The sequence below is a fragment of the Phaeovulum sp. genome (assembly GCF_047638075.1).
Classification (GTDB): Bacteria; Pseudomonadota; Alphaproteobacteria; order Rhodobacterales; family Rhodobacteraceae; genus UBA6197.
On the sequence record NZ_JBLJBV010000070.1, the window covers coordinates 1 to 26007 of the forward strand.

The 26007-nt window shown below is 60.2% G+C and carries 22 protein-coding genes; 2 read left to right on the forward strand and 20 right to left on the reverse strand.

All coding sequences use genetic code 11. The annotated features are described in order from the left end of the window. The 5 genes from lnt to miaB form a co-directional block, all read right to left on the reverse strand. Positions 1-1273: apolipoprotein N-acyltransferase (gene lnt, locus ACM62R_RS11070; protein ID WP_415184116.1), on the reverse strand; the 1273-nt coding region annotated here is incomplete at its 3' end. Beyond that, positions 1270-2166 carry a transporter associated domain-containing protein gene (locus ACM62R_RS11075; RefSeq protein ID WP_415184117.1) on the reverse strand — a complete coding sequence of 299 codons (897 nt, stop codon included), beginning with the start codon at positions 2164-2166 and terminating at the stop codon, positions 1270-1272. The genes ACM62R_RS11075 and lnt, both read right to left, overlap by 4 nt. A 56-nt stretch (positions 2167-2222) precedes the next feature. Continuing rightward, a complete protein-coding gene (gene ybeY, locus ACM62R_RS11080) occupies positions 2223-2729 on the reverse strand; it encodes an rRNA maturation RNase YbeY (RefSeq protein ID WP_415184118.1) in 507 nt (168 codons plus the stop codon). Continuing rightward, positions 2713-3729, reverse strand: coding sequence for a PhoH family protein (locus ACM62R_RS11085; RefSeq protein WP_415184119.1), 1017 nt, complete (start codon positions 3727-3729; stop codon positions 2713-2715). The genes ybeY and ACM62R_RS11085 overlap by 17 nt, the downstream gene beginning before the upstream one ends. Before the next feature lie 165 nt (positions 3730-3894). Further along, positions 3895-5229 (reverse strand): tRNA (N6-isopentenyl adenosine(37)-C2)-methylthiotransferase MiaB, encoded by a 1335-nt coding sequence (gene miaB, locus ACM62R_RS11090; protein ID WP_415184120.1) that lies wholly within the window; start codon positions 5227-5229, stop codon positions 3895-3897. Between the two features lie 118 nt (positions 5230-5347). Between miaB and ACM62R_RS11095 the strand changes: the two genes are divergently transcribed. Next, on the forward strand, positions 5348-6220 hold the full coding sequence (locus ACM62R_RS11095; protein WP_415184121.1) for a hypothetical protein: 873 nt from the start codon (positions 5348-5350) through the stop codon (positions 6218-6220). A 183-nt stretch (positions 6221-6403) separates the two neighbouring features. On the opposite strand, the gene prfB is transcribed toward ACM62R_RS11095, so the two are convergent. The 4 genes from prfB to ACM62R_RS11115 all read right to left on the reverse strand — a co-directional run bounded on the left by prfB (position 6404) and on the right by ACM62R_RS11115 (position 12712). Then, positions 6404-7531 carry a peptide chain release factor 2 gene (gene prfB / locus ACM62R_RS11100; RefSeq protein ID WP_415184122.1) on the reverse strand — a complete coding sequence of 376 codons (1128 nt, stop codon included), beginning with the start codon at positions 7529-7531 and terminating at the stop codon, positions 6404-6406. A gap of 69 nt (positions 7532-7600) precedes the next feature. Continuing rightward, positions 7601-10147, reverse strand: a complete 2547-nt coding sequence (locus tag ACM62R_RS11105; RefSeq protein ID WP_415184151.1) for a penicillin-binding protein 1A — start codon at positions 10145-10147, stop codon at positions 7601-7603. Positions 10148-10316: 169 nt separating this feature from the next. Further along, positions 10317-11546: an N-acetylmuramoyl-L-alanine amidase gene (locus ACM62R_RS11110; protein ID WP_415184123.1), complete on the reverse strand. Its 1230-nt coding sequence runs from the start codon at positions 11544-11546 to the stop codon at positions 10317-10319. A 23-nt stretch (positions 11547-11569) separates the two neighbouring features. Further along, complete coding sequence (locus ACM62R_RS11115; RefSeq protein WP_415184124.1) at positions 11570-12712, reverse strand: pyridoxal phosphate-dependent aminotransferase; 1143 nt, start codon at positions 12710-12712, stop codon at positions 11570-11572. 213 nt (positions 12713-12925) lie between these two features. Here ACM62R_RS11115 and ACM62R_RS11120 point away from each other — a divergent pair, with 213 nt between their 5' ends. Continuing rightward, on the forward strand, positions 12926-13690 hold the full coding sequence (locus ACM62R_RS11120) for a DsbA family protein (protein WP_415184125.1): 765 nt from the start codon (positions 12926-12928) through the stop codon (positions 13688-13690). Between the two features lie 70 nt (positions 13691-13760). Here ACM62R_RS11120 and ACM62R_RS11125 read toward each other — a convergent pair whose 3' ends face one another. The 11 genes from ACM62R_RS11125 to nuoI all read right to left on the reverse strand — a co-directional run bounded on the left by ACM62R_RS11125 (position 13761) and on the right by nuoI (position 26005). Further along, positions 13761-15170, reverse strand: coding sequence for a purine-cytosine permease family protein (locus ACM62R_RS11125; RefSeq protein ID WP_415184126.1), 1410 nt, complete (start codon positions 15168-15170; stop codon positions 13761-13763). A gap of 653 nt (positions 15171-15823) precedes the next feature. After that, on the reverse strand, positions 15824-17503 hold the full coding sequence (locus tag ACM62R_RS11130) for a ribonuclease J (protein ID WP_415184127.1): 1680 nt from the start codon (positions 17501-17503) through the stop codon (positions 15824-15826). After that, positions 17500-18279 carry a type III pantothenate kinase gene (locus ACM62R_RS11135; protein ID WP_415184128.1) on the reverse strand — a complete coding sequence of 260 codons (780 nt, stop codon included), beginning with the start codon at positions 18277-18279 and terminating at the stop codon, positions 17500-17502. Before ACM62R_RS11135 ends, ACM62R_RS11130 begins: the two co-directional genes overlap by 4 nt. Before the next feature lie 16 nt (positions 18280-18295). Then, complete coding sequence (locus tag ACM62R_RS11140; protein WP_415184152.1) at positions 18296-19045, reverse strand: biotin--[acetyl-CoA-carboxylase] ligase; 750 nt, start codon at positions 19043-19045, stop codon at positions 18296-18298. A 1-nt stretch (position 19046) separates the two neighbouring features. Then, the gene (gene nuoN / locus ACM62R_RS11145) at positions 19047-20486 is read right to left on the reverse strand and encodes an NADH-quinone oxidoreductase subunit NuoN (RefSeq protein WP_415184129.1); all 1440 of its coding nucleotides are present in this window, start codon (positions 20484-20486) and stop codon (positions 19047-19049) included. Positions 20487-20499: 13 nt separating this feature from the next. Further along, positions 20500-22038: an NADH-quinone oxidoreductase subunit M gene (locus tag ACM62R_RS11150; RefSeq protein ID WP_415184130.1), complete on the reverse strand. Its 1539-nt coding sequence runs from the start codon at positions 22036-22038 to the stop codon at positions 20500-20502. After that, complete coding sequence (gene nuoL, locus ACM62R_RS11155) at positions 22038-24125, reverse strand: NADH-quinone oxidoreductase subunit L (RefSeq protein WP_415184131.1); 2088 nt, start codon at positions 24123-24125, stop codon at positions 22038-22040. Before nuoL ends, ACM62R_RS11150 begins: the two co-directional genes overlap by 1 nt. A 6-nt stretch (positions 24126-24131) precedes the next feature. Beyond that, positions 24132-24437: an NADH-quinone oxidoreductase subunit NuoK gene (gene nuoK, locus ACM62R_RS11160; protein WP_415184132.1), complete on the reverse strand. Its 306-nt coding sequence runs from the start codon at positions 24435-24437 to the stop codon at positions 24132-24134. Between the two features lie 52 nt (positions 24438-24489). Further along, positions 24490-25098 carry an NADH-quinone oxidoreductase subunit J gene (locus ACM62R_RS11165; RefSeq protein ID WP_415184133.1) on the reverse strand — a complete coding sequence of 203 codons (609 nt, stop codon included), beginning with the start codon at positions 25096-25098 and terminating at the stop codon, positions 24490-24492. Then, positions 25095-25517, reverse strand: coding sequence for a carboxymuconolactone decarboxylase family protein (locus ACM62R_RS11170; protein WP_415184134.1), 423 nt, complete (start codon positions 25515-25517; stop codon positions 25095-25097). The genes ACM62R_RS11165 and ACM62R_RS11170 overlap by 4 nt, the downstream gene beginning before the upstream one ends. Further along, positions 25514-26005: an NADH-quinone oxidoreductase subunit NuoI gene (gene nuoI / locus ACM62R_RS11175; RefSeq protein ID WP_415184135.1), complete on the reverse strand. Its 492-nt coding sequence runs from the start codon at positions 26003-26005 to the stop codon at positions 25514-25516. The genes ACM62R_RS11170 and nuoI overlap by 4 nt, the downstream gene beginning before the upstream one ends. Positions 26006-26007 lie beyond the last annotated feature (2 nt).

Here is a 26007-nt window from a genome sequence, read left to right on the forward strand (position 1 = left end):
CATTCGTGACCTGAAGCAGCCAATCGGCGCGGCGCGGCGCGGCAAGCAGGTCTTGCGGAAAGACCGCTTCATAACAAATCAAAGGCTGCACCAACCCCAACCGCCCCAGATCCAGCACCTGCGCCCCCGGCCCCGCCGAATAGCCATTCCCGGCTTGCGCCGCAAAGGCCGTCATCCCCAAACGCCCGGCCAGATCGCCAAAGGGTATATATTCACCAAAGGGCACCAGGTGGAATTTATCATAGACCGCCTCTACTGCGCCATCAGGCGCGATCACGGCAAGACTGTTGTAAAAACGGCTGCCCTCGGATCGCTGGATCCCCAGCGCCACGGGGACGCCTGCGGCAGCTTCGGCCACCATCGCCAACCCCTGCCCCGGATCATCCAGCAAAAACGGCACCGCCGTTTCGGGCCAGACGATCAGGTCAGGCCGCGTGGTGAAAGGGGCGGATGTGAGGTCGAGGTGGCGAAAGAAAAATTCGCGCGCCATATCGGGCTGCCATTTCAGCGATTGCGCCGCATTGGGCTGCACAAGCCGCAGCATCAGCGGTGCTGGGCGAACCGGGTCCGGCGCATCAAGCCGTGCCTGCCCGGCCAGCCAAAGCCCCGTCAGCGCCAGCAGTGACATAACCAGCGCCGGTTTGCGCGCAGGTGGCGCAAGCGCGGGGGCGGCTGCAGGCAGGGCAAAGATCAGCGTCAACCCGACCGGCCCCACAAATGCCGCAGCCTGCATGATGGGCGTGTCGATCCAGACATGGCCCAGCAGCACCCAGGGAAAGCCGGTGAACAGATACCCGCGTGCAAGGTCTGACACGCCAAACCCCAGCGCCATCGCCAGCGCGCGCCTGCTGCGCCCCGCGCCGGCCCCCGCCAGAACCGCGCCGCCCGCCGTCGCCAGTGCCCAAAACAGGCCCATACCAGCGGCCATCAGCACCAGCGCGAACGGCGCCATCCAGCCATAGACATCAGGTTCCACAAAGAACGGCTCGACGATCCAGAACATCGCGGCGGCCGCATAGCCGGTGCCCGCGGCCCAGCCAATCCAGCCCGCGCGCACCGCACCATGCTGCCCCACCGCAAGCATCAAAACCCCGGCAAACGCCACAAGCGCCAATGCCCAAAGCCCAAAGGGCGCCTGCCCCAACGCCACCAGCGCACCACACGTCGCGGCCAGGAAAAGCCAGCGCCAACCGGGCCGTGCCGCCGCCCCAAACACCGCCGACAGACCTGCCCGCAGACCCGTCCGCGCGCCAAACCGTCGCGTCAGGCTCATTTCAACGCCGCCACCCCCGGAAGGCGCAGCCGCAAGCGTTTGATCCGGCGCGGGTCAGCATCGACCACCTCGATCTCGACGCCATTTTCCATCACGATCACCTCGCCCCGCGCGGGCACCCGGCCCACCAGCATGAACACCAGCCCACCGAGCGTGTCGATTTCTTCGTCGGCCTCGGCATTGGCCAGCTTCATTCCGATTTCGGCCTCAAACTCCTGTAGGGGCGCGCGGGCCTGCGCCAGATACTGGCCCGGTTTTTCGGCAACCCAGAAACCGCCCTCGGTTTCGTCATGTTCATCTTCGATCTGACCAATGATCTGCTCGATCAGATCCTCAAGCGTGATCAGACCGTCGACCCCGCCGTATTCGTCGATTACCAGCGCCATGTGAATCCGTTCCGCCTGCATCTTTTGCAGCAACACCCCGATCGGCATCGAGGGCGGTACATATAGCAGCGGGCGCAGCATCTTGCGCAGCGAAAAGCGGCCGGCTGGCGCGCTATTGAAACCGTATTCCATCGCCAGATCCTTCAGGTGGATCAGGCCAAGCGGGCTATCAAGCGTGCCTTTGAACACCGGCATACGCGAAAAACCCTGCGCGCGAAAAACCTCGACCAGCTCGTCGCGGCTGAGTGTGACGGGCACTGCAGCGATTTCCACCTTGGGAACGGCCACATCCTCGACGCGCATCCGGCGCAGGTTTACCATACCCGGCAGCGGGTTGGCAGAGATGCCGCTGGCCGGGCCGATATCAGGGTCATTATGGTCAGAAGGGCTGAGCGCGTCAAATATGCGGCCAAAAAAACCGCGCGATGCGGCCTCGTTGTTACTGTCGTCTTCGTCAGGCTCGCGCGCGGGTGCGGCGGGGCTGGATGCGTCAACGCTTTGTGCCATCTGTCCTTTCCATCATTGCCGGGACCTTCCCGAAAGCCGTGCCGCCCAAGGGGGCGTTATTCATATGGGTTTGCAATACCCATCCGCGCAAGAATGCGGGTTTCGGCATCCTCCATCAGCGCGGCATCCTTGTCACGCATATGGTCATACCCCAAAAGATGCAAAAGACCATGAACCAATAAATGTGTCACATGGTCAGGCATCGGTTTGCCGTGGTCGTCAGCCTCGCGGGCACAGGTTTCCCAGGCAATGGCAATGTCGCCCAACTCTTCGGGGACGCCCGGAATACCGGGGCCAGGGCGCAACGGGGCGCCGCCGTCGGCCTCGGCGCTGCGTTCCTCGGCCGGCCAGGACAGCACATTTGTTGCAACCGGCTTGCCGCGAAAATCCTGATTAAGCACGGCAATGCGCGCGTCATCACAGCCCAGTATGCTGACCTCGCAGGCACGCGGTGAAAGGGTCTGATCCGACAGCACCGCAACAACGGCGCGTTCGGCCAGGCCTTCAAGGCCGAACGCTTCCCAGCGCGGGTCTTCGATCAAAATGTCAACTAGCGGCTCCATCGTCGCGCTCATAAGCCTCGATGATGCGCGCGACAAGGGGATGACGCACAACATCCTTCGCGGTGAAGTAATTGAAGCTGACCCCCTTGACCATATCAAGGATCCTCTCTGCATCGGCCAGCCCGCTTGCGGTGCCACGCGGCAGGTCGATCTGCGTGCGGTCGCCGGTGACGACCATCCGCGACCCCTGCCCCAGACGGGTCAGAAACATCTTCATCTGCATGGTCGTGGCGTTTTGCGCCTCGTCCAGCACCACATAGGCGTTTGAGAGGGTACGCCCGCGCATGAAGGCCAGCGGCGCAATCTCGATCCGCTTTTCCTCCATCAGCTTGGCCAGTTGCTTTTGCGGCAGAAAATCATTCAGCGCGTCATAAAGCGGCTGCATGTAGGGGTCGACCTTTTCCTTCATGTCGCCCGGCAAAAAGCCCAGCCGTTCCCCCGCCTCGACCGCGGGGCGCGACAGGATGATCTTGTCAACCTGACCGCCGATCAGCATGGTCACGCCAACGGCAACCGCCAGATAGGTCTTGCCGGTGCCCGCAGGCCCGATGCCAAAACCCAGATCATGGGTGAACAGGTTTTTCACATAGGCTTTTTGCGCGTCAGTCCGGGGTTCGACCTGCTTTTTGCGGGTGCGGATTTCAAAATGCCCGGCGGCGAACATCTCCATCTGTTCATCCAGCGGAACCGCCTCGGCGCGAAACTCGCCCATCCGAATCGCGGCGTCAACTTCATCGGCGTCCACCGCACGACCCTGTTCCAACCGCGCGTAAAGCGCCCCCAGAACCGCACCTGCCTGCGCGCGCGCATCAGGCGCGCCGACCACCGCCAGATGATTGCCCCGGCGCAGAATATGCACCGAAAGCTTATGCTCGATCTGGGCCAGATTGCGGTCAAATTCACCGCAAAGGTCAATCAATAAACGGTTGTCGGGAAAATCCAAAAGCGTCTCGTGCGCTTCGGCAGAACGAGGCGGGGGGGGAATCGCGCTATAGCCCATGACATCTCCGTGGCAGATGCGTTGTATAGGTATGGTGGGGTCGATCCTGCCATAACGCAAGTGCTGGTTTAACCGAACGCAGGCAAGGCGGCGAATTCTGCGCGGTCCACGCGGGGATTCCGGCGCAGTTGTGCCCAAAAAACCGCAAACCTGCCACGTTGGGCGTCAGCGCCCAGCCAGCACCCCCGCCAACGAATTCGTGCTGCTTTCGGTAATCAGGACCCGCGCCAGGGTGCCCGGTGTCAGGCTGGGTTCGGTCACATGAACCGCGTGCAAATGGTCGGACTTGCCGACCCATTGCCCCGCCAGACGGCCCGGTTTTTCAAACAGCACCGTCACCTCACGGCCGACCATTGCCTCTTGCGCGGCGCGCTGTTGCTGCGTGATCAGCGCCTGAAGCGTTTGTAACCGCGCATCGGCTACCTCAGCCGGCACCAAGGCCCGATCCGCCGCAGGCGTGCCGGGCCGGGCCGAGTATTTGAAACTATAGGCCATGCCGTATCCCACGGTCCTGATCAGATCCATCGTTGCGTCAAAGTCGGCGTCCGTTTCCCCCGGAAACCCGACAATGAAATCCCCCGACAGCAGCATATCGGGGCGCGCGGCGCGGATCCGTTCGATCAGCCGCAGATAATCCTTGGCGGTATGCTTGCGGTTCATCGCCTTGAGGATCCTGTCCGAGCCGGACTGAACCGGCAGATGCAGATAGGGCATCAGCTTTGGCTCATCGCCATGCGCGGCGATCAGGTCATCTTCCATGTCGTTGGGATGCGAGGTGGTATAGCGAAGCCGCTTCAACCCGTCGATCCGGGCCAGTTCACGCAGCAACCGCGCAAGCCCCCAATCCGCACCGTCGCGGTGGCCGTGATAGGCGTTGACGTTTTGCCCCAGCAGGGTGATTTCGCGCACCCCTTTGGCAACCAGCTTGCCCGCCTCGGCCAGAATCCGGTCAACCGGGCGGCTGACCTCGGATCCGCGGGTATAGGGCACCACGCAAAACGCGCAGAATTTATCGCATCCTTCCTGCACCGTCAAAAAGGCGCTGGGGCGGGTGCTGGCGCTGGGGCGATCCGGCAGATGGTCAAATTTATCCTCGGCCGGAAATTCGGTATCCACGGTCTTTTCACCCGCATCAGCGGCGCGCACCATGGCCGGCAACCGGTGATAGCTTTGCGGCCCCACGACAATATCAACCACGGGCATGCGGCGTACAATCTCGGCGCCTTCGGCCTGGGCCACGCAGCCAGCCACGCCGATTTTCAGATCTGGACGCTCTGCCTTCAAGGGTTTCAGCCGCCCCAGATCAGAGTAAAGTTTCTCTGACGCCTTTTCGCGAATGTGACAGGTATTGATCAACACCATGTCTGCCTCGGTCGGCTCATCCGTCAGCACATACCCTTCGGCGCCCATAGCCTCGGCTATGCGTTCGCTGTCATAGACGTTCATCTGGCAGCCATAGGTCTTGATATGCAGCTTTTTTGGCTGTTTTGAGTCCGACATCGGGGTTACCTTTCGCGCGTGGGGCCTGATACCGCAAAACCGGGTCGCCCCGCAACCCGGCCACTGCTTGCAATCCTGCCCCGCTTGATTGATCTTGGCGAAAACGCACGGGGCAGGCATGAATTACGGATCACTCGCGGCATTTCTGGAGCAGGGCAAAGCCGCCCTGGCCAAGGGGCCGGTGGCGCTGATCCTGATCGAGGATCTGGTCGAGGTGGAAAGCACACTGCGCCATCATCTGAAGGCCGGGTTTCGCACGGTGGTGGCCTTTGCCCCCGCAACGCTAGAATTACCCACCGACCTTGCAGGCAAGGTGTACCGCGTTCCCTATGACATGCGCGCGCCGGATGCGCTGATAAACGCGATCAATCCCGTTATTGCGGCCTGCCCCAAGACCACCTGGCTCTATTATTGCTACAACGCCGAGTATCTCTTTTATCCCTTTTGCGAAACGCGCAGCGTAGGTGAACTGCTGGCCTTTCATACCGAAGAACGCCGCGACGCGATGCTGACCTATGCAATCGACCTTTACGCCCCCGACCTTGGCCGCACCCCCAATGCCGTCAACCTGTCCGAGGCGATGCTGGACCGTTCCGGCTATTACGCACTGGCGCGCACAGACCCCGCCAACAGCAACACCCCCAGGGAGCGCCAGTTGGATTTCTACGGCGGGCTGCGCTGGCGTTTTGAAGAGCATGTCCCCTGGACCCGCCGCAAAATCGACCGTGTCGCCCTGTTTCGGGCTGAAAAAGGGCTGCAACTGCGCGCGGATCACACCTTCAACATCGAAGAATACAACACCTACGCCTGCCCCTGGCACCACAACCTGACCGCCGTCATCGCCTCATTCCGCGTCGCCAAGGCGTTGAAGTTCAACCCCGGATCAACGTTCAGTATCGACAGCTTCAAATGGCACAACTCGGTCCCGTTCGCCTGGCAGTCCCAGCAGTTGATGGACCTGGGCCTCATGGAGCCGGGCCAGTGGTTTTAAGGGTGATCGCGTCGCCGCTGGCGGCGGGGGGGGCAAGCGGGGCGGGGCGCGTCTGCGCCCCGCAGGGCAAAATCGCGGCAAGGCGATGCTGCCGCCGCAACCCCATCAATTCAAAGGAGATGGTGTTTTCTTATCCTGCTGCCGGATAGAGTATTTAGGCCAAAAAAAAGCTGAGGTCCCGGATCAGTCGCCGCCCTGCGCCTCTGCGCGTGTTTTTCCCGAGACGTCCTGCGCCAGTGTGGCTGCCATGAACGCGTCAAGATCACCGTCCAAAACGCCGCCAGTATCAGAGGTTTCATGGCCGGTGCGCAGATCCTTGACCATCTGGTAGGGTTGCAGCACATAAGACCGGATCTGGTTGCCCCACCCCGCGTCGCCCTTGTTTTCGTGCTGGGCATTGATCACGGCGTTGCGTTTATCCAGCTCTAGCTGGTAGAGGCGCGATTTCAGCGCGGCCATACAGTTGGCACGGTTCTGGTGCTGCGACTTTTCCGAGCTGGTCACGACGATATTGGTGGGCAAGTGGGTGATCCGCACTGCCGAGTCGGTGGTGTTGACGTGCTGCCCGCCTGCTCCGGACGAGCGGAAGGTATCAATGCGGATTTCATTGTCAGGAATGGTGATCTCAATATTGTCATCCACCACGGGGTAGACCCAGATTGATGAAAACGAGGTATGCCGCCGCGCGGCCGAATCGTAAGGCGAGATCCGCACCAGACGGTGCACGCCGCTTTCGGATTTCAGCCAGCCGTAGGCGTTGGGGCCGCTGATCTTGTAGGCGGCGGAACGGATACCGGCCTCATCGCCCGAAGTTTCGGACATCAGTTCGACCTTATAGCCCTTTTTCTCGGCCCAGCGGACATACATCCGGGCCAGCATGCTGGCCCAGTCACACGACTCCGTGCCGCCTGCGCCGGCGTGGATTTCAAGGAATGTGTCGTTGCTGTCAGCCTCGCCGTCCAGAAGCGCCTCAAGTTCCTTGGTGGCCGAAAATTCGCGCAAGGTTTTCAGGCTTTCCTCGGCGTCGGTCACGATCTCGGGGTCGTCTTCCATCTCGCCCAACTCGATCAGTTCCACATTGTCGGTCAGATCGCGGTCGATTCTGCGGTAGGTTTCAACCGCATCCATCAGCATTTGCCGTTCACGCATCAGTTTTTGGGCGCGCGCCGGGTCAGACCAAAGATCCCCATCCTCGATCATCGCGTTGAATTCTTCGAGCCGATGTGGGGCGGTTTCCCAATCCATTCGCTGAGCCAGAAGTTTCAATGACTTCTTGATCGCCTCGACGGTGTTCTGCGTCTCAGTGCGCATTTCGATGGTTCCTCATGCTCGCTTGAAGCGCACAAATAGTCGCTTGGGCGGTTTTGGGCAAGGGTGGGCTTAGTATAGCCCGCCCGAGCTGAGCGTGCCGAAATCTGCCTTTTTTGGGATAATGGTTTTCTGCCCGGTTGACGTGGTGATCGCCTTGCCGCCCTGATCATCTTCGCCCGCAGCAAAGAGCGGCAGGTTCTGACCCATGCCAAAGCCGCCATCGACCAGCGCGCCAAGCCCGAAGTTCGGGTCTTCGCCATCGCGGAAATATTCGGCAATGACCGTTTCGCCCGAGGCATCGTCTGACAGGCGCTCGCCGGTAAATCGGTCGATCTTTATGAAATGGCCGCCGGGCGGAACCTTGAACTTGCCGCCGCCATATTCCTTGATCGCCTCTTGCATGAAGCGTTGGAAAACCGGGCCGCACATAGAGGCGCCATAGGCATGCCTGCCCAGCGGGCGGGGGGTGTCGTAGCCCATGTAGCAGCCGGCGACGATCTTGCTGGAATAGCCGATGAACCAGACGTCTTTTGCCTCGTTGGTGGTGCCGGTCTTGCCCGCAATCGGCACCGGCAGGTTGATGCCGCGCGCGGTACCGCGCTGGACCACGCCTTCCATCATCGAGGTCAACTGATAGGCGGTGATCGCATCCATCACCCGTTCACGGTCAGACACGATACGCGGGGCGGCACCCGGTTCCAAGCTGGCCAACTGGCAATCGGTGCATTTGCGCTGATCATGGCGGTAGACCGTGCGGCCCCAACGATCCTGCACCCGGTCGACCAGGGTGGGTTCCACCCGCTCGCCTCCGTTTGCGAACATGGCGTAGGCCGCAACCATCTGAAACAAGGTGGTTTCCTGACTGCCGAGCGCGTTCGCCAGATAGGGTTTCATCGGGTTGTAGACGCCAAAGCGTTCAGCGTAGCCCGCCACGGTGTCCATGCCAATCTCTTCAGCGATCCGCACAGTCATCAGGTTACGCGACTGTTCGATCCCGGTCCGCAGGGGGGTGGGTCCGTAGAACTTGTTTGACGAGTTTCTGGGCCGCCACAGGCCTTGCGGGGTGTTCACCTCGATCGGGGCGTCAATCACGATGGTAGCGGGGCTGAAGCCGCTGTCCAGCGCGGCCGCGTAGACGAAGGGTTTGAAGCTGGAGCCGGGCTGGCGTTGCGCCTGCGTCGTGCGGTTGAACACCGAATACTGGTAGGAAAACCCACCCTGCATGGCGATCACACGCCCGGTATTGACGTCCATCGCCATGAACGCGCCCTGAATTTCGGGCACCTGGCGCAGCGTCCAGCGGATGAAAGATCCGTCGGCATCCTTGGTCATCGCCCGAACCAGAACCACATCCCCCACCTCAAGAAGGTCGGCTGCGCGTTTGGCGCGGGCGGCCAGCTTGCCGCCCTCAAGGCGTTTGCGCGCCCAAGTGACATCCTCGGCGGGTATCCAATGGCCGTCTTCGTCCTCTTCGACGCCTTCGATACCGATACGAGCGTCTTTTTCGCCCAGCGACAGTACGACAGCGGGAAACCAGCCCTTGATATCACGCGGCACTTTGGTTGCGGCCAGGGCGGCGCGCCAATCGGATTCAGAGGCAAGCGCCTTGGCGGGGATGGTTTTGCGGGTGCCGCGCCAGATACCCAGGCTGCGGTCATAATCCTCCAGCTCGATACGCAGCGCATTGGCTGCGACCGATTGCATGTCGGGGTTGATGGTCGCGCGGATTGCCAGGCCACCGCCAAAAAATTCCTCCTGGCCGAAGGATTTGGAAAGCTGACGGCGGATTTCATCGGTGAAATAGTCGCGCGGGGGCAACGCATCGCGGAACGGGGCGTAATCGCCGTTTTGTACGGTTTTCAGCGGCAGTTCGCGTTCCGCGCGGTAGGTGGCCTCGGTGATATAGCCGTTCTGGCGCATCTCATTGAGGACGTAGTTGCGCCGGCCCTCGGCCTCTTTGCGCTGGCGGACGGGGTGCAGATCGCCGGGTTTTTTGGGCAACGCGGCCAAATAGGCGGCCTCGCCGGGGGATAACTGAGACAGGGTCTTGTTGAAATAGGTCTGTGCGGCGGCGGCCACGCCATAGCTGTTCTGGCCGAGGAAAATCTCATTCAGGTAAAGCTCAAGGATCTTGTCCTTGGGCAGCGATTCCACCAGCCTTGTGGACAGGATCAGTTCCTTGATCTTGCGTTCGGCGGTGCGATCTGACGACAAGAGCAGGTTCTTGGCGACCTGCTGCGGAATCGTCGAGGCGCCGCGAATTCGCCCGCCTGCCAGCGCATCGCGGGCCGCCGACAACATGCTGAGCAGATCATAGCCCTTATGGGTATAGAAGTTCTTGTCTTCGGCAGAAATGAACGCCTGTTTGACCAGCTCGGGAATTTCACTGCCCGGCACATAAAGGCGGCGTTCTTCGGCAAACTCATCAATCAGGCGGCCTTCGCCGGAATAGACGCGGCTGATGGTTTTCGGGGTATATTGCGCAAGCTGTTCGTGGCTGGGCAGGTTGCGCGAATACATCCAGAAGATCGCACCAATGGTCAGCGCAGCAAAGAATGCCCCGGTGACAATCCAGGAAAACACCCCGCCGATGAAGGAAAGAAGAAAACGGATCAACAGATACCCCCGATTGCCGGTCACGGCCAATTGCGCCTTGTGGCTATACATCGGCGCGCCGGAGGCGTCAAAACAACTTGGCGTCACGCGCAAAGCCTTGCCGACGGGTGGCGGCATTGGCGGGCCTCCGGCGGGAGTATTTTGCCAAAAAAAAGCCAGCCGGGGGGAGTTATTGCCGCAAAAGCCGCGCCTCGGCGGCGTCGGACTGCGCCCAAGTGAGGATGGCGGTGGTAATGGCGCCTGCCATTCGGGCACGCCAGTCCGGATCATTGAGGCGGGCGCGGTCGGGGGACGATGACATAAAGCCCAACTCCAGCAGAATCGAAGGGATGTCGGGTGCCTTGAGGACCGAGAAATCGGCACTTTGGACCGGGTGTTTGTGCATTTTAAGCCCTTCGGCCTTTATCGTGGCTGCCAGTACCTGGGACAGACGGACCGCCCTGGGTTGGGTTTCGGCGCGGGCAAGATCCATCAGCACCCCGGCAATAGCATCATCATGACCATCAAGGTCGACGCCGGCCAGCAGATCGGCGCGATCATGGCGTTCGGCCAGTTTGGCCGAGGCGGCATCAGAGGCGGTATCGGCAAGCAGGTAGATCGTGGCCCCTGTAGCCTGCCCCTCGGCCAGTGCATCGGCGTGCAGCGAAATGAAGATGTCAGCCCCGGCGGCGCGGGCCACGGTGACGCGGGTTTCCAAAGGCACGAAGATGTTTTCGTCGCGCGTCATCACGACCTGCACGCCGGCGCGGGTAAGGTGGTCTTTCAGGTCGCGCGCAAAAGTGAGGGCAAGGACCGCTTCTGAAAGGGCATCAATCTCGGCGCCCGGATCAATGCCCCCATGGCCGGGGTCGAGCACCACACGCAAAGGGGTCTCGCCTGATTGGCGACGATGGGGCGGGTCAACGACCGCGGGTTGCGGCAGGTCCCATAATGCTGACTGCGGCGCGCCCGTGCGGGTGGCGAAATCTGCGGCGGGCACGGGCGCAAAGTGGATTTCAATCGTGGTGGCGGCGCCGGTGCGTTCTTCGGCGGCAAGGATCTGTTGGGGGCCATCGAGTTCGGCCACCAGCCGCGACCAGCCGGGGCGGAACGCACCCCAACGCAGGTTCGTGACGCCGGGCGCCCCTAAAAGGGCCTTGGGCGAGGCCCCTGCAAAATTCACCTCGCGAAAGTCGATCACCATGCGCGGGGGGCTGTCGAGCAGGTAGACCCGGTAGGGCACCGGTTGGCTGAGGCCCAGTGTAAGCCGCGTCCCTCCGGCTTCGGCAGTCAGCGCACTGCGGGCGGGATCAAGCTGTGCGAGGGCAGAAAGGCCCTGCCCCCCCTCTTGCGCCTGCGCACTCATAGCACCGGCAAGTGCCAGTGCCAGTACGGCAAACAGCAGGTGAGCGAGCCGCATCGCCCCCTGCCCGCACCCACCAATCATTGGCGTTGCGCCATGAAGGTGGTCAGACGCGCAAGCCCTTCGATGATGTCGGCGGTTGCGCCAGCGTAGGAAAAGCGCAGGGTCTGATGCCCCCGGACCGGATCGAAATCGAGCCCCGGTGTCACCGCAACCCCGGCCTGATCCAGGATCTCGGCGGCAAAGCTGCGCGCATCAGGGGCGATATCGGAAATATCGGCGTAGATGAAGAACGCACCATCGGGGGGCGCGATGCGGGTAAACCCTGCCTTGGGCAACCCGTCGAGCATGAGGCGGCGATTTTCGGCGTAAACGGCGCGGTTCGCCTCCAACTCATCAATGCAGTCCAGCGCGGCAAGCGCTGCGATCTGGCTGGCATGGGACGCGCAGATAAACATGTTCTGCGCCAGTCGCTCAAGCGTGCGGATATGCGGTTCGGGGACCACCATCCAACCGATCCGCCACCCGGTCATGCTGAAATATTTGGAAAACGAGTTGATCACATAGACGTCATCCGAAATTTCAAGCGCTGAAACCGCCCGCCCCTCGTAATGCAGCCCATGATAGATTTCGTCAGACACAAAGCTGATCCCGCGCGCAGCGGCCGCATGGATCAATGCCGCCAGCGGATCATGCCCCAGCATCGTGCCCGAGGGGTTGCCGGGGCTGGCCACGATCAACCCGGCGATATCGTTGGGGATATCCTCGGCGCGGGGCTGATAGCGGTCTTCGGGGCGGGTTGGAATGCCGACCGGGGTCAGGCTGAGCGCCCGCAGTATCTGCCGGTAGGACGGATAGCCCGGTTGCCCCAAGGCCACCCGGTCACCCGCGTCAAACAGGGCCGCAAAAGCCAGAAGGAACGCACCCGACGACCCCGATGTCACAATCACTCGCGCAGGGTCCAGATCAACGCCGTACCAACGCTGATACAGCGCCGCGATGCCCTGACGCAGTTCCGGCAGCCCCAGCGCCACGGTATAGCCCAACGCATCCCGTTCGAGGGACGCGGCCAGCGCCGCACGGGCCGCGACGGGCGCCGGGGTCGAGGGCTGGCCTATTTCCATGTGGATGATGTGGCGGCCGGACGCCTCGGCGGCGCGGGCGGCCTCCATCACGTCCATCACAATGAAGGGATCAACCTGTCCACGGCTTGAGAAACGCATCCAACCCTCCTTATGTTACGCGTGACGCGATATGCCCGGCTTGGCCAAGAAAGGTCAATGGGGCGGGGTTTGCGAAAGGGTCGGATTCCTGACCCCGACTGCACCGCCTGCCCTTGCCATTCCGACCCGCTGCCGCGATGCTGCGCACCGAAAACGGCCCCGGATTGCGGCCACCACAAACTGGCCGCTGGCCCTTGACCCAAGGACGACCCGATGACCCGCACGCCCCTTGCCGCTTTGGCCCTTTCAACCGCGCTGATTGCGACCCCGTTTCTGGCCGGCCCAGCCGCTGCCTTTGACCCTGCTTCCATGTCCAAAACCGATCAGGCCGCCTTTGGCGACGCGGTACGCGACTATCTGATGGCCAACCCCGAAGTTCTGGTCGAGGCGATCGGTGTATTGGAAACACGTCAGCAGGCCGCCGAGGCCGGCAATGACAAGGTTCTGGTGCAGGCCAATGCCGCAGATATTTTTGACGACGCCAATTCCTGGGTTGGCGGCAACCCGGATGGGGATATCACCGTGGTCGAGTTTCTTGACTATCGCTGCACCTATTGCCGCAAAGCCACGTCCGAGGTGGACACATTGATCAACACCGACGGCAATATTCGCTTTGTCATCAAGGAGTTTCCGATTCTGGGGCAAGAATCTGAACTGTCATCGCGCTTTGCCATAGCGGTAAAGCAGCTGGCGGGGGATGATGCCTACAAAGCCGCCCATGACGCGCTGATGGAATTTCGGGGCGCGATCACGCTGGACAGCCTGAGCCGCCTTGCAAAAGATCTGGGGCAAGACCCCGCGCCGATCATGCTGCGGATGAATGAGGATTCGGTGTCGGATGTGCTGCGCGCCAACCGCCAACTGGGCGAGCGGATGCGGATTTCAGGCACCCCGGCCTTTGTGATGGGGGGGCAAATGCTGCGCGGTTACCTTCCGGTTGACGGGTTGCGCCAGATTGTGGCTGAAGAGCGCGGCTGATTTTTTCTTTTTGATCTACGGGCGGTATCGGGGGCACACGTTGCCCCGATACCGCCTGTAGTTGCGCGCCTCACCGCCGAGCGTCGTTCGTGGCCCCTTCCTCGACCGAACCACGGGCTAAAAAGTAAAAGACCACGGCCGAGACGACGAGCCCGACCATCCAGGCAATATCAATGCCATGAAGCCTTTCCAGCATAAAACCCTGGTACGAAGACGTCGAAATGAACGGCAGCTGAACGACGAAGCCAAGGATGTAAACCGAAATGGCCGTGATGTTCCAGTTGCCATACCGGCCACCGCCCGGCAGAAAAAACTCTTCAACCGCGTAGTGGCCATTTCGGACAATGTAGTAGTCCACCAGATTGATGGCAGACCACGGAATCAGGATGTAAAGCATCCAGGTGATGAAATCATAAAAGAACGTCATGAAATCCGATTGCGCCATCAAAGCAATGGATAGGCCCAGCAGATGGATGGCTGCCGTAACAATCAGGCGGCTGCGAAGACCGGGGATCCATCCGGGCTTGAAGGTTTCAGCGACGCTCAGGGCACAAAGCGCGCTACAGTAGGTGTTGACGCTGTTGTAGGCCGCCGTAGCAAACGCAAACCCAAGCAGGACAACCGTGCTGATCGGCCCGATAAGCGAGCCAAGCGCCGCCATGGTGTCATCCGCCCCCGTGATGGCGCCCACGGCCGCACCGAGGCTCATCAGGATCACCGCGCTTGTGACGCAGCCAAGATAGGTGCCCCAAAAGGCCCCCTTTGCACCCGTTTCAGCCGGCATATATCTGGAATAGTCCGACACATAGGGCGCATAGGCGATCTGCCAGACTGCGCCGATGGCAACCACCGACAAAAAGCCAACCGCAGTCAGATCGCCAGAGTGCCACTGATAACTTGCGGTGTCATTCACACCAAAGATCCAGAAAAACGAGAGCGCAACCAGAGAGCCAACCACCAACGCGCTTAGCATCGTCGTCTGGCGCAAAAGCTTGTAGCCAAAAGACGCAACACCAAAGCTGACCGCAGTCGCAAAAGCCAGCACCAAAGTGTCATTCAGCGCGGGCACCGCCGTGGCGAATGCCTGAGCAATAATAACAAGGTTCGAGGCGAAGAACCCGACGAACATGGCCACGGCAAGGATCGCAATGATCGCGGCACCATAAACGCCGAACTGACCGCGCGCCTGAAGCAATTGCGGAACCCCGAGTTGAGGGCCCTGGGCCGCATGCAGCGCCATGGCCACCCCGCCAACGATATTGCCCAAAAGGATGGCCAGAACCGCCCAGCCGATCGGCAACCCCAGACTGACCGTCGCAAGGGCACCCGTGACCACCGTAAGCGGCGACATGTTCATGCCAAACCAGATTCCGAACAGATCACGCGCCCGCCCGAAACGCTCATTGCGAGGAATCGGCGCAATCGTGCGAAGTTCAAGGGTGAAGTCGTCCACGGGGGCCGCATCGGCGTCTGATCTCATCATTGTCTCCAAATATCCGCGGATGGCTGTTTGGCCCCCGCGCGTTCAGGTACGGGTTCAGGGGCAAATTTCGAGGTTGCGGGGCGCCTACGAAAAACATTCGGGACGGGATTGTCGCACGCACCCAATTGGCGGCGACGCCGATCAGGCATCCGCAACAGCCCCGTCACGAACTGCGATGAAACGCGGCGGACACGGGCATTAAAAAGGGCTTTGCTGATCGCTTTGGCACATGCTGGCAGGCACCGAAACGCCATGGCCTGAGGGCGATGGGCCGGCATACAACTTTCGGCGCCACAAACGGCTATTGTGCCGTGCGGACGGTGGTCCTCGGTGCAGATGAAAAACATGTCACTCCCTGCCAACGCAAGCGCTGACGTCCCCTCTGGGAAAGAGTATTGCCAAAGGGGCCGCTCTGGAAATTAATGTTTGCCGGTGCCGTGCTTAGGGAAAAGCTAAGGGTCGCAGATTGCGCACGCGCTTGCAGGCTGTGCCAACGATGCGGGTTTGCCCACAAGCAGCCCCGGTAGAAGGCTTGGCCGCAACGTATGCACGTCTTGAAACCTGTCGTGATCCAGCTGACAGGTTTCAAGATTTTCAGTTCGCGCACGCGCTGGTTGCGCGCTGCTTTTGAAAGATTGCCTGTTTGGCCGCTACTCTGCCAACAGGCGCGACACAACCACCGTCACCTCTGGTTTTTTGCCGATTTCTTCCATCGTCACCTGTCGTACGATACGGCGTATGGCCTCATCCATCTTGGCGTCGTTGGCGATAACCTTGCTGTTGGCCCGCTCCAGAAACTCGGCCAGTTCATCTTCGATCCGATCAGACAGCGACGCGCCGGTTTTGCCCGTTTGCGAAAGGCCACCTAGTTCAACCCAGGCATCGCCCAGCGGCAGATTGTCCTCATCAACGATCACGGTGACCAGAACATGACCGTTCAGCGCCATGCGAATCCGGTCACGGACCACACCATCCATCGCGCCGATCAGAACATTGCCATCCAGATAGGTGCGCCCGGCCCCGATATATTCAACGACTTCGGGTGAATTACCGGTCAGATCCAGCATGGTGCCGTTGGTCGCAACCTCAGAGGCGATCCCCTTGCCGGTGCCGATCTTGGCATGTTCACGCAGATGACGATGTTCGCCATGCATCGGAATCAGGATTTTCGGCTTCAACAGGTCATGCACGGCTTCAAGATCGGGTCGGTTGGCGTGGCCCGAAACGTGATAAAGCCCGCCCCGGTCATCAACCACCTCAACGCCCATTTCCGAATAGGCGTTCATGATCCGGATCACCCCGCGTTCATTGCCGGGAATGGTTTTAGACGAAAACAGGAAGGTATCGCCGTCTTTCATCTCAAGCCCGAGGTATTTACCGCGCGAAAGCTGGGCACTGGCCGCGCGCCGTTCACCCTGGCTTCCGGTGACGATCAACATCAGTTTTTCCCGCGCGATATCAACAGCCTGTTCAGGCGTTACCGTCCCCGGAAAACCCAAAAGCACCTCGGTCTCTTCGGCCGCGCTCACCATCTTTTTCATCGCGCGGCCCAAGAGGCAGACGGACCGGCCCGCAGCCTTGCCCGCCAGCGCCAGGGTTTTCAGACGCGCGACGTTTGAGGCAAAGGTCGTCGCCACCACCATGCCGCTTTGGGCTGCAATGAATTCAGCCAAGGGTGTGGCCAGCGTTGCCTCAGAGCGGCCCGGCAGGGGCGAAAAAACGTTGGTGGAATCACAGGTCAGCACCTTGACCCCGCTCCCTTCCTTGGCGATTTCGTGCCACATCAGCGGGTCGAACGCCTCACCGACAATCGGGCTGCCATCCAGTTTGAAATCGCCGGTATGAACGATCCGCCCCGCAGGCGTGTCGATCACCAGGGCCGAGCTTTCCGGGATCGAATGGCTAACCGGTACAAACTGCACCGAGAAGGGCCCAGCCTCGACCACCGTGGGGCGCGGCTCGACGATGCGTAGTGCATCCGTGGGCAGGCCCGCTTCCTCCATCTTCAGCTGCGCCAGACGGCCGGTAAAGCGGCGCGCATAAACCGGCACCTTCAGCTTTGGCCAGAAATGAGACAGCGCGCCGATGTGGTCCTCATGCGCGTGGGTAATGAAAACCGCCTCGATCCGGTCTGCATTTTCCTCAAGCCAGCCAATATCGGCCATGATCAGGTCAACCCCCGGCGAGGTGTCCATATCCGGAAAGGTGACGCCCAGGTCGACCACGATCAACCGCTCTTTTCCGTCAGGACCAAACCCATAGACATAGGCATTCATCCCGATTTCACCGGCGCCACCCAAAGGTAGATAGATCAGTCGATCCTGTTTCATGTGTCGTCCTGCTCTTTATTATGGTTATGGATCAGCACCAGCCCATGCATGGTCAGATCGTCTTCTACATGATCGAAAAGGTCAAACCCCTGGTTGAACAGCGCCGCAAGGCCGCCCGTGGCAATCACCTTCATCGGGCGGTCGCGTTCGATCCTTATCTGCCGAACGACCCCTTCCACAAGCCCGATATACCCCCAATAGACACCAGACTGAATGCAAGCGACGGTATTGGTGCCAATAACCTGCGCGGGGTAGGTCACATCAACGTGCGGTAGCGCCGCCGCGGCCATGTGCAACGCCTCAAGGCTAAGGTTGACGCCGGGTGCAATAACCCCCCCGATATAGGCCCCGTCCACGTCAACCACGTCAAAGGTCGTGGCCGTGCCAAAATCAACCACGATGATATCGCCGCCATGCCGGTCATACGCCGAAGCGGTATTGACAAGACGGTCGGGGCCGACGGTCGTGCCCTGATCGACACGCGGCGCCACCGGCAGCGCGCATTCCGGCTTGCCCACCACAACCGGGCGGCAGTCATAATAGCGGTTGCAAAGCACCCGAAGATTGAAAACCACGCGCGGCACCGTCGATGAAATAATCGCCGCACCGATCTGAACCTTCAGGTTGTTTAGCGATATCAGCGATGAAAGCCATACGAAATACTCGTCGGCGGTGCGCCGATGGTCAGTGGCAATACGCCAAGTCGCAAGGAACTTGCTGCCATCCCAGACGGAAAACATCGTGTTGGTATTGCCGCAGTCGATGCACAAAAGCATTCAGGGGGCCCCTCTTTCAGAAAAATACATCCGCCGCCGAAACTGTCATGCGGCCCTGCGGCGTCCCCAGCACCAGCGCGCCGGTATCATCGATTGTCTCAAAAATACCGCGCAGCTCATCTGTGCCGGTGCGCGCAGTAATTGGCTGGCCGAGATGGGCGGCGCGGGCCAGCCAGGCTGCACGGATCGGCGCGAATCCATAGGTTTCAAACTGCCGCTGATAGCGGTCGAAGGCGACCGCGAGGAACGGCAAAAACTGTTCGGGGGTCACCACGACACCGGCCTCATCGGCCAGGCTGACCGGTGTGACGGCCCCCGGCTCCACCTGTCGCACCGCCGGCGCATGTGCAAGGTTGACGCCGATGCCAATCCCTAACGCGATTGCCCCCGTGCCCTGCCCGAAACTCTCCAGCAATATCCCGGCAACCTTGCCGCCATTCAGCAATACATCATTTGGCCATTTGATAGCCAACCGCGCCTGCGGCCCGGCAACCTGTGCCAACGCACAATCAAGCGCAAGTGCCGCCACCAGAGAGAAAAGCGCCGCCTCGGCCAAGGTCCGCTTTGGGCGCAAAATCAGCGTCGCGGCGAAGTTGCCGGGCGGATCGTGCCAATCGCGACCGCGTCGCCCGCGACCCGCCGTTTGCACGCGCGCCAACACCCAGGTCGGACAGGAAACATTGGGCGCGAGGCGCGAGGCCTCGGCCATGGTGCTGTCTACCGCCCCGAGAATGTGGCGCGCCACACCCTCGGGCCAGGGAACCAGATCAGCGCACAAGCGCCTGAGCCGCCGCCGCAGCCGCGCCCTCAACCCCAAACAGATTGACGACGCCCGCAACCATCACGAACGCGGTCCCCACCAGCATCACCCATTGCGCCGCCGGCATCCGACTGTCCAGGACTGCGCCCTCGGTCCCGAAATACATGTAGTAGACGATGCGCAAATAGTAAAAAGAGGCGATTACCGCCGCGATGACGCCTGCCACCGCCGCCCAGACATAGCCTGCCGAAACCGCCGCCGCTAGAACCGTGAACTTGGCAAAGAAGCCCAGCATCGGAGGCACGCCCGCGAGGCTGAAAAGTAGCACCATCAGCGCCAGCGCCCGGACCGGTTCGCGTTTGGCATAAAGGTTCAGTGCGGTAATGTCGGTCACCGGACGCCCGTCAATTTCCATCGACAGGATAAAGGCAAAAGTGCCCACGTTCATCGTGACATAGATCACCATGTAAAGCAGCATCGCCTCAACACCCTGTTCGGTGCCTGCGCCCAACCCCAGCAGCGCAAACCCCATATGGGCAATCGACGAATAGGCCATCAGCCGCTTGAAGTTACGCTGAGCAAGACCGGCAATCGCCCCCAGAAACATGGATGCGACCGACAGCAAGAGCAGGATCTGCCCCCATTCGGTTGGCACCGTGCCAAACGCATCATGGGCCAGCCGTGCAATCAGCACCATGGCCGAAACCTTTGGCGCGGTCGCAAAAAACGCAGTCACAGGTGTGGGCGAGCCTTCATAGACGTCAGGGGTCCACATATGGAAAGGCACAGCCGACACCTTGAAGGCCAGACCCGTCAACAGGAACGCCATCCCAAACAGAAGGCCCAGCGACAGCTCGCCCTCTTTCACCACCGTTATAATCCCGGCAAAGCCCGTGGTGCCCGCAAACCCATATGTCAGCGACGCGCCGTAAAGCAACAGACCGGAACTGAGCGCACCCAGCACGAAATATTTCAGCCCGGCCTCGGTTGATTTGGCGCTTTCGCGGCGCAAGCTCGCGATCACATAAAGCGAAAGACTGCTTAGCTCCAACCCCATGTAAAGCGCGATCAGATCACCCGCCGACACCATCATCATCATCCCGACAACCGCCAACGCGATCAGGATCGGGTATTCGAACCGCATCAACCCCTGCCGCGCCAGATAGTCAGCACTCATCGCGAGAACTGAAGCGGCCGCCAAAAGCACGGTCACCTTGGCAAAACGCGAGAAAGCGTCGTCAATAAACATGCCGCCAAATGCCGTGCGTGACCCGCCACCACCGAGGCCGACATAGGCCCCCAGCAGCACCAGCACCGCAACCGTGGCCCAAAGCACCATGCCCCCGACCTTGTCCTTGCCGGTCCAAACCCCCACCAACAGCGCCGCCATGGCAAACACCGCCAGCAGGAACTCCGGAAAAACCGTGGAGAAATCCGCAGAAGTCATCGTCATTTCTCCTTCAGTGGTCCACCGCCACAGCCATATCCATGGCGGGCAGGCTGGCGTGGTAGTCAGCTACAAGGGCCTTGACGGAAGGCCCGATGATATCGGTCACGAGGCTGGGGTAGACCCCCAACAACAGCGTCATGGCCACCAACGGGGCAAAGATCAGCTTTTCACGGCGATCCATGTCGGTGATCGACTTCAGGCTTTCCTTGATCAGATCCCCAAAAACGATCCGGCGGTAAAGCCACAGCGCATAGGAAGCCGACAAGATCACGCCGGTCGTCGCCACCATCGCAACCCAGGTATTGGTTTGGAAAATACCCACCAAGGTCAGGAATTCTCCGATGAAGCCCGAGGTGCCGGGCAGGCCAACATTGGCCATGGTGAAGAACATGAAGATGAGCGCGTAAGCGGGCATTCGGTTAACGAGGCCGCCATAGGCCGAAATTTCACGCGTGTGCATCCGGTCGTAGATCACCCCAACACACAAAAACAGCGCACCCGAGACGAAGCCGTGAGACAGCATCTGAAAAATCGCGCCGTCGATGCCTTGCTGGTTGACCGCAAAAATCCCCATCGTCACGTAACCCATATGCGCAACCGAGGAATAGGCGATCAGCTTTTTCATATCGTCCTGCGCCAACGCCACCAGACTGGTGTAAACGATGGCAATGGCCGACATCCACAGCATCAAGGGGCCCATCACTTCGGATCCGACCGGGAACATCGGCAGCGAAAACCGCAAGAAGCCATAGCCCCCCATCTTCAGCAGGATCGCTGCCAGCACCACCGACCCGGCCGTGGGCGCCTGAACGTGCGCGTCGGGCAACCAGGTGTGCACGGGCCACATCGGCAGCTTTACCGCAAAACTGGCAAAGAAGGCCAGGAACAGCAGTGTCTGCATGCCCCCCACAACCTGCACCCCCAGAACACGGAAGCTGGTCGAGGCGAATTCATGGCTTAAAAGCTGGACCATATCGGTCGTACCCGCATCCATATACATCGCCACCATCGCGACCAGCATGAGCACTGACCCGAGGAACGTATAAAGGAAGAACTTGAACGATGCGTAAATCCGGTCTTTTCCGCCCCAGATCCCGATGATCAGGAACATCGGAATCAGCCCTGCCTCGAAGAACAGGTAGAACAACATCAGATCCAGCGCCGTAAAGACCCCGATCATCAACCCTTCCAGCACCAGAAAGGCGATCATGTATTCCTTGACGCGGGTCTCAACGGACCAACAGGCGGCAATGGTCATCGGCATCAGGAATGTGGTCAACAGCACGAACAGCACTGAAATGCCGTCCACACCCATCTTGTAATGCAGCCCCATGATCCAGGCTCGATCCTCGATCATCTGAAAGCCGGTATCGGCAGGGTTGAATTTGGCCAGCATGAAAAGCGACACGAGGAAGGTGGCGACCGTCGCCGTCAGCGCAAACCATTTTGCGTTGCGGTCAGCCGCCGCACCCTGCCCGCGCTGAACCAGCGCCAGAATCCCGGCCGCGACCAAAGGGGTGAAAGTGATGATGGAAAGCAGATTTTCCATTAGTTGGACCCCCCGGCCAAAACGACCCAGAACATAAGCGCCACAATTCCCAGAACCATCGCGAAGGCATAATGGAAGAGGTAACCGGACTGAACCCGACCCGCGAGCCGCGTCAGCCGTGGAATAAGGCCAAGCGCCACCCCGTTCAGCGCCCCGTCGATGATTGCGCCATCGCCGCCTTTCCAAAAGACGTTGCCAAGCCATTTTGCCGGGCGGATGATGATCACGTCATAAAGCTCGTCGAAATACCACTTGTTCAACAAGAACCGGTAAAGCGCGGGCTGCGCCGCAGCCAGCCGTCCGGGCAGCGAGGGTTGGCGGATATAAAACAGCCAAGCGATAATCAGACCCAGGACCATCGCGATGAAAGGCGAGACCTTGACCCAAACCGGGGCATGATGCGCGTCATCCATGACGGTATTGGTTGACGCCATGAAGATTGCACCCTGCGGTGCCACGCCCGGCGCGGCGACGGCATGGGTGACGGCCGTCGTTTCGTCCGTATCGGTTTCAGCCTCCGCTGCGGCATGATCCGCGCCCTCTGTCGCGGCAACCTCGTGCTGCGGCATCCCGAAGAACGCGCTCATCTGTGCGTGATCCCCGAAGAAATCATTGTACCAGACCATCCCCGAAAATACCGCGCCGATTGCCAAAGCCCCCAGCGGCACCAGCATCGTCGGCGGGCTTTCATGGGCATGGTCGTAGGCGTGGGTGTCGCCACGCGGCGTCCCCCAGAAGGTCATGAACATCAGCCGCCAGCTATAGAAACTGGTGAAGCAGGCGGCTATGACCAACGACCAGAACGCAAACCCCTGCCCCGTGGCCCAGGCGCTTTCGATGACCGCATCTTTCGACAGATACCCCGCAAAACCGATATGCGTCAGCGGAATTCCAACGCCGGTGATCGCCAGCGTGCCGATCAACATGGCGTAGAAGGTCAGCGGGATCTTCTTCCGCAAACCACCATAGTTGCGCATGTCTTGTTCGTGATGCATCGCATGGATCACGGAACCCGCGCCCAGAAACAGCATCGCCTTGAAGAAAGCGTGGGTCAGCAGGTGGAACATCGCCACCGAATAGACACCAGACCCCGCCGCGACGAACATATAGCCCAGCTGCGAGCAGGTCGAATAGGCGATGACGCGCTTGATGTCGTTTTGAACCAGGCCAACGGTCGCCGCAAAGAACGCCGTGACCGCGCCGATATAAAGGATGAACATCTTGGCATCAGGCGCATATTCATAAAGCGGCGACATCCGACAAACCAGAAACACGCCTGCGGTCACCATCGTTGCGGCGTGGATCAGCGCAGAGACCGGGGTCGGGCCTTCCATCGCATCCGGCAGCCAGGTGTGCAAAAACAACTGCGCGGATTTACCCATTGCGCCGACAAACAGCATACAGCCGATCAGGTTGGCTGCGTTCCAATCGGTCCACAGGAACGTCACCTGGGTCTGAGCAAGCTGCGGCGCTGCGGCAAAAATCTCATCCATGCCGATGCTGTCAACCAGAAAGAACAGTGCCATGATCCCCAGCAGAAAGGCAAAGTCACCGATGCGGTTGACGACGAACGCCTTGATGGCCGCGGCATTGGCCGAGGGTTTCTTATAATAAAACCCGATCAGCAGATAAGACGCGACACCCACCCCTTCCCAACCGAAAAACATCTGCAAAAGGTTGTCCGCAGTCACCAGCATCAACATCGCAAAGGTGAAAAATGACAGATACGCAAAGAAGCGTGCCTTGTACTGCTGCCCCTCGCTCCAGTTCACATCATGGGCCATGTAGCCCCAGGAATAGAGGTGCACCAGCGCCGACACCGTGGTGACCACGATCAGCATGATTGCCGTCAGCCGATCAACCCGGATCGACCACTCCGTCATCATCGTGCCAGACTGGACGTAATCCATCACATGGATGTGCTGCGTCGTTCCATCATGGCCAATAAAGACCACCCAAGACAGCACGCACGACAAAAACAGCAGACCGGTGGTCAATCCCAGTGCGCCCTTTTCCCCGATCATCCGCCAGCCGAAGCCACCGATGATCGCCCCCACCAGCGGAGCAAAAAGAATAATCTGTTCCATTTGCCCTTACCCTTTCATCACGTTGACGTCTTCGACATCGATACTGCCGCGGTTGCGGAAGAAGGCGACAAGGATCGCAAGCCCGATGGCTGCCTCGGCCGCCGCCACCGTCAACACGAACATCGTGAAGACCTGCCCCGCCAAATCACCCAGATACGCCGAAAAGGCGACCAGGTTTATATTGACGGCCAGTAGCATCAGCTCGATCGACATCAGAATGACGATCACGTTCTTTCGGTTTACGAAGATACCGAAAATGCCGATGACGAACAGCGCCGCCGCCACGCTCAGGTAATGGGTCAATCCGATCATTTCTGTCCCTCCGGGTTCAAGCCCGATGTTCTTTCGGTTCCAGGGCGCGTCATTACAGCCCCTGCCCCGGCTTCACGTTTACCCGCGTCATTGCCTTGGCCGGGTCGCGGTGCATCTGCGCCACGACGTTCTGACGCTTGATGTCCTTGCGGTGGCGCATGGTCAACAAGATCGCCCCGATCATCGCCACCAGAAGGATCAGGCCCGCCGTCTGGAACAAGTAAAGGTATTGGTCATAAACCAGCATCCCCAGCGCCCGGGTATTATCGACACCTTCCGGTGTTGGCGCGACATGCAGCGACTTGGCCGCTTCTGCGGTGCGCCAGCTCCCAAACGCGAGCCCCAGTTGCAACAACATGATCACACCGACCAGCAACCCGAGCGGCATGAAGCGGGCCAATTCACCCTTCAGCGCCGCAAAGTCGATGTCCAGCATCATCACCACGAAAACAAACAGCACCGCCACCGCGCCGACATAGACGATGATCAGCAGCATGGCGAGGAACTCTGCCCCCAACAGCACAAACAACCCCGACGCCGAGAGAAACGACAAGATCAGCCAAAGCACCGAATGGACCGGGTTTCTGGAGATCACGACCATGAGGCCCGACACCACCACCGAAACGGCGAATAGGTAAAAGGCAAAAACAAACACCGTCATGCGTTCTCTCCCGAATTGTCGGAACTCTTCTCGTCAAACACGCCTTGCGCAATTTCAAGCGCCTTGGTCATCGCAGGAACCCCGCCGAACATGCTCATCTGAAAAATCACCTCGGCAATCTCGCGCTGGGTGGCGCCGGCGGCCACGGCGTTGCGGATCGTCAGGCGCAACTGCGCATCAGCCTGCGCGCCCAGCACCACCAGCGCGGCAATCGTCACCAGCAGGCGGGTTCGCGCATCCAGACCGTCGCGGTTGAAGGTCTTGCCAAACCACATCTCCAGCATGTCCTTCGACATCGTTGGGAACAGCTTTTCCAATGCCGCCGGGTTGAAATTCTCTAACCCCGGGTTGAAGACGCGGGCCATCTCCTGGCCCTGCTCCATCATCGACTTGAACAGCTTGGTGAATTCTTCATTCATCTGTAAGGTGCATCCAATTCGATATTACGGGCAATTTCGGCTTCCCAACGCGCGCCGTTATCAAGCAGCTTTTCCTTGTTATAGAACAGCTCTTCACGCGTCTCGGTGGCGAATTCGAAGTTCGGCCCCTCGACAATGGCATCTACCGGGCACGCCTCTTGGCAAAAACCGCAGTAGATGCATTTTGTCATGTCGATGTCATAACGCGTGGTGCGGCGCGACCCATCCTCGCGTGGCTCGGCATCAATCGTTATCGCCTGCGCCGGGCAAATCGCTTCGCACAGCTTGCACGCAATGCAACGTTCTTCGCCGTTCGGATAGCGGCGCAGCGCATGTTCACCACGAAAGCGCGGCGACAGCGGCCCCTTTTCATGCGGGTAATTCAGCGTAGGCTTGGGTGCAAAGAAATACTTGAAGCCCACTTTGAAGCCCAACCACATGTCCCAAAGCAAAAAGTACTTTGTCGCGCGCGCGTAATCGAATGCCATTG

Excerpts from the sequence above, each read along its gene's own strand:
- ybeY (WP_415184118.1), bottom strand. The coding sequence starts at position 2,729 with ATGGAGCCGCTAGTTGACATTTTGATCGAAGACCCGCGCTGGGAAGCG.
- ACM62R_RS11110 (WP_415184123.1), bottom strand. The coding sequence starts at position 11,546 with ATGCGGCTCGCTCACCTGCTGTTTGCCGTACTGGCACTGGCACTTGCC.
- ACM62R_RS11085 (WP_415184119.1), bottom strand. The coding sequence starts at position 3,729 with ATGGGCTATAGCGCGATTCCCCCCCCGCCTCGTTCTGCCGAAGCGCAC.
- ACM62R_RS11095 (WP_415184121.1), top strand. The coding sequence starts at position 5,348 with ATGAATTACGGATCACTCGCGGCATTTCTGGAGCAGGGCAAAGCCGCC.
- ACM62R_RS11120 (WP_415184125.1), top strand. The coding sequence starts at position 12,926 with ATGACCCGCACGCCCCTTGCCGCTTTGGCCCTTTCAACCGCGCTGATT.
- ACM62R_RS11165 (WP_415184133.1), bottom strand. The coding sequence starts at position 25,098 with ATGACGGTGTTTGTTTTTGCCTTTTACCTATTCGCCGTTTCGGTGGTG.
- ACM62R_RS11125 (WP_415184126.1), bottom strand. The coding sequence starts at position 15,170 with ATGAGATCAGACGCCGATGCGGCCCCCGTGGACGACTTCACCCTTGAA.
- ACM62R_RS11135 (WP_415184128.1), bottom strand. The coding sequence starts at position 18,279 with ATGCTTTTGTGCATCGACTGCGGCAATACCAACACGATGTTTTCCGTC.
- miaB (WP_415184120.1), bottom strand. The coding sequence starts at position 5,229 with ATGTCGGACTCAAAACAGCCAAAAAAGCTGCATATCAAGACCTATGGC.
- ACM62R_RS11130 (WP_415184127.1), bottom strand. The coding sequence starts at position 17,503 with ATGAAACAGGATCGACTGATCTATCTACCTTTGGGTGGCGCCGGTGAA.
- nuoK (WP_415184132.1), bottom strand. The coding sequence starts at position 24,437 with ATGATCGGATTGACCCATTACCTGAGCGTGGCGGCGGCGCTGTTCGTC.
- nuoN (WP_415184129.1), bottom strand. The coding sequence starts at position 20,486 with ATGACTTCTGCGGATTTCTCCACGGTTTTTCCGGAGTTCCTGCTGGCG.
- ACM62R_RS11115 (WP_415184124.1), bottom strand. The coding sequence starts at position 12,712 with ATGCGTTTCTCAAGCCGTGGACAGGTTGATCCCTTCATTGTGATGGAC.
- nuoL (WP_415184131.1), bottom strand. The coding sequence starts at position 24,125 with ATGGAACAGATTATTCTTTTTGCTCCGCTGGTGGGGGCGATCATCGGT.
- prfB (WP_415184122.1), bottom strand. The coding sequence starts at position 7,531 with ATGCGCACTGAGACGCAGAACACCGTCGAGGCGATCAAGAAGTCATTG.
- nuoI (WP_415184135.1), bottom strand. The coding sequence starts at position 26,005 with ATGGCATTCGATTACGCGCGCGCGACAAAGTACTTTTTGCTTTGGGAC.
- ACM62R_RS11150 (WP_415184130.1), bottom strand. The coding sequence starts at position 22,038 with ATGGAAAATCTGCTTTCCATCATCACTTTCACCCCTTTGGTCGCGGCC.
- ACM62R_RS11075 (WP_415184117.1), bottom strand. The coding sequence starts at position 2,166 with ATGGCACAAAGCGTTGACGCATCCAGCCCCGCCGCACCCGCGCGCGAG.
- ACM62R_RS11170 (WP_415184134.1), bottom strand. The coding sequence starts at position 25,517 with ATGAATGAAGAATTCACCAAGCTGTTCAAGTCGATGATGGAGCAGGGC.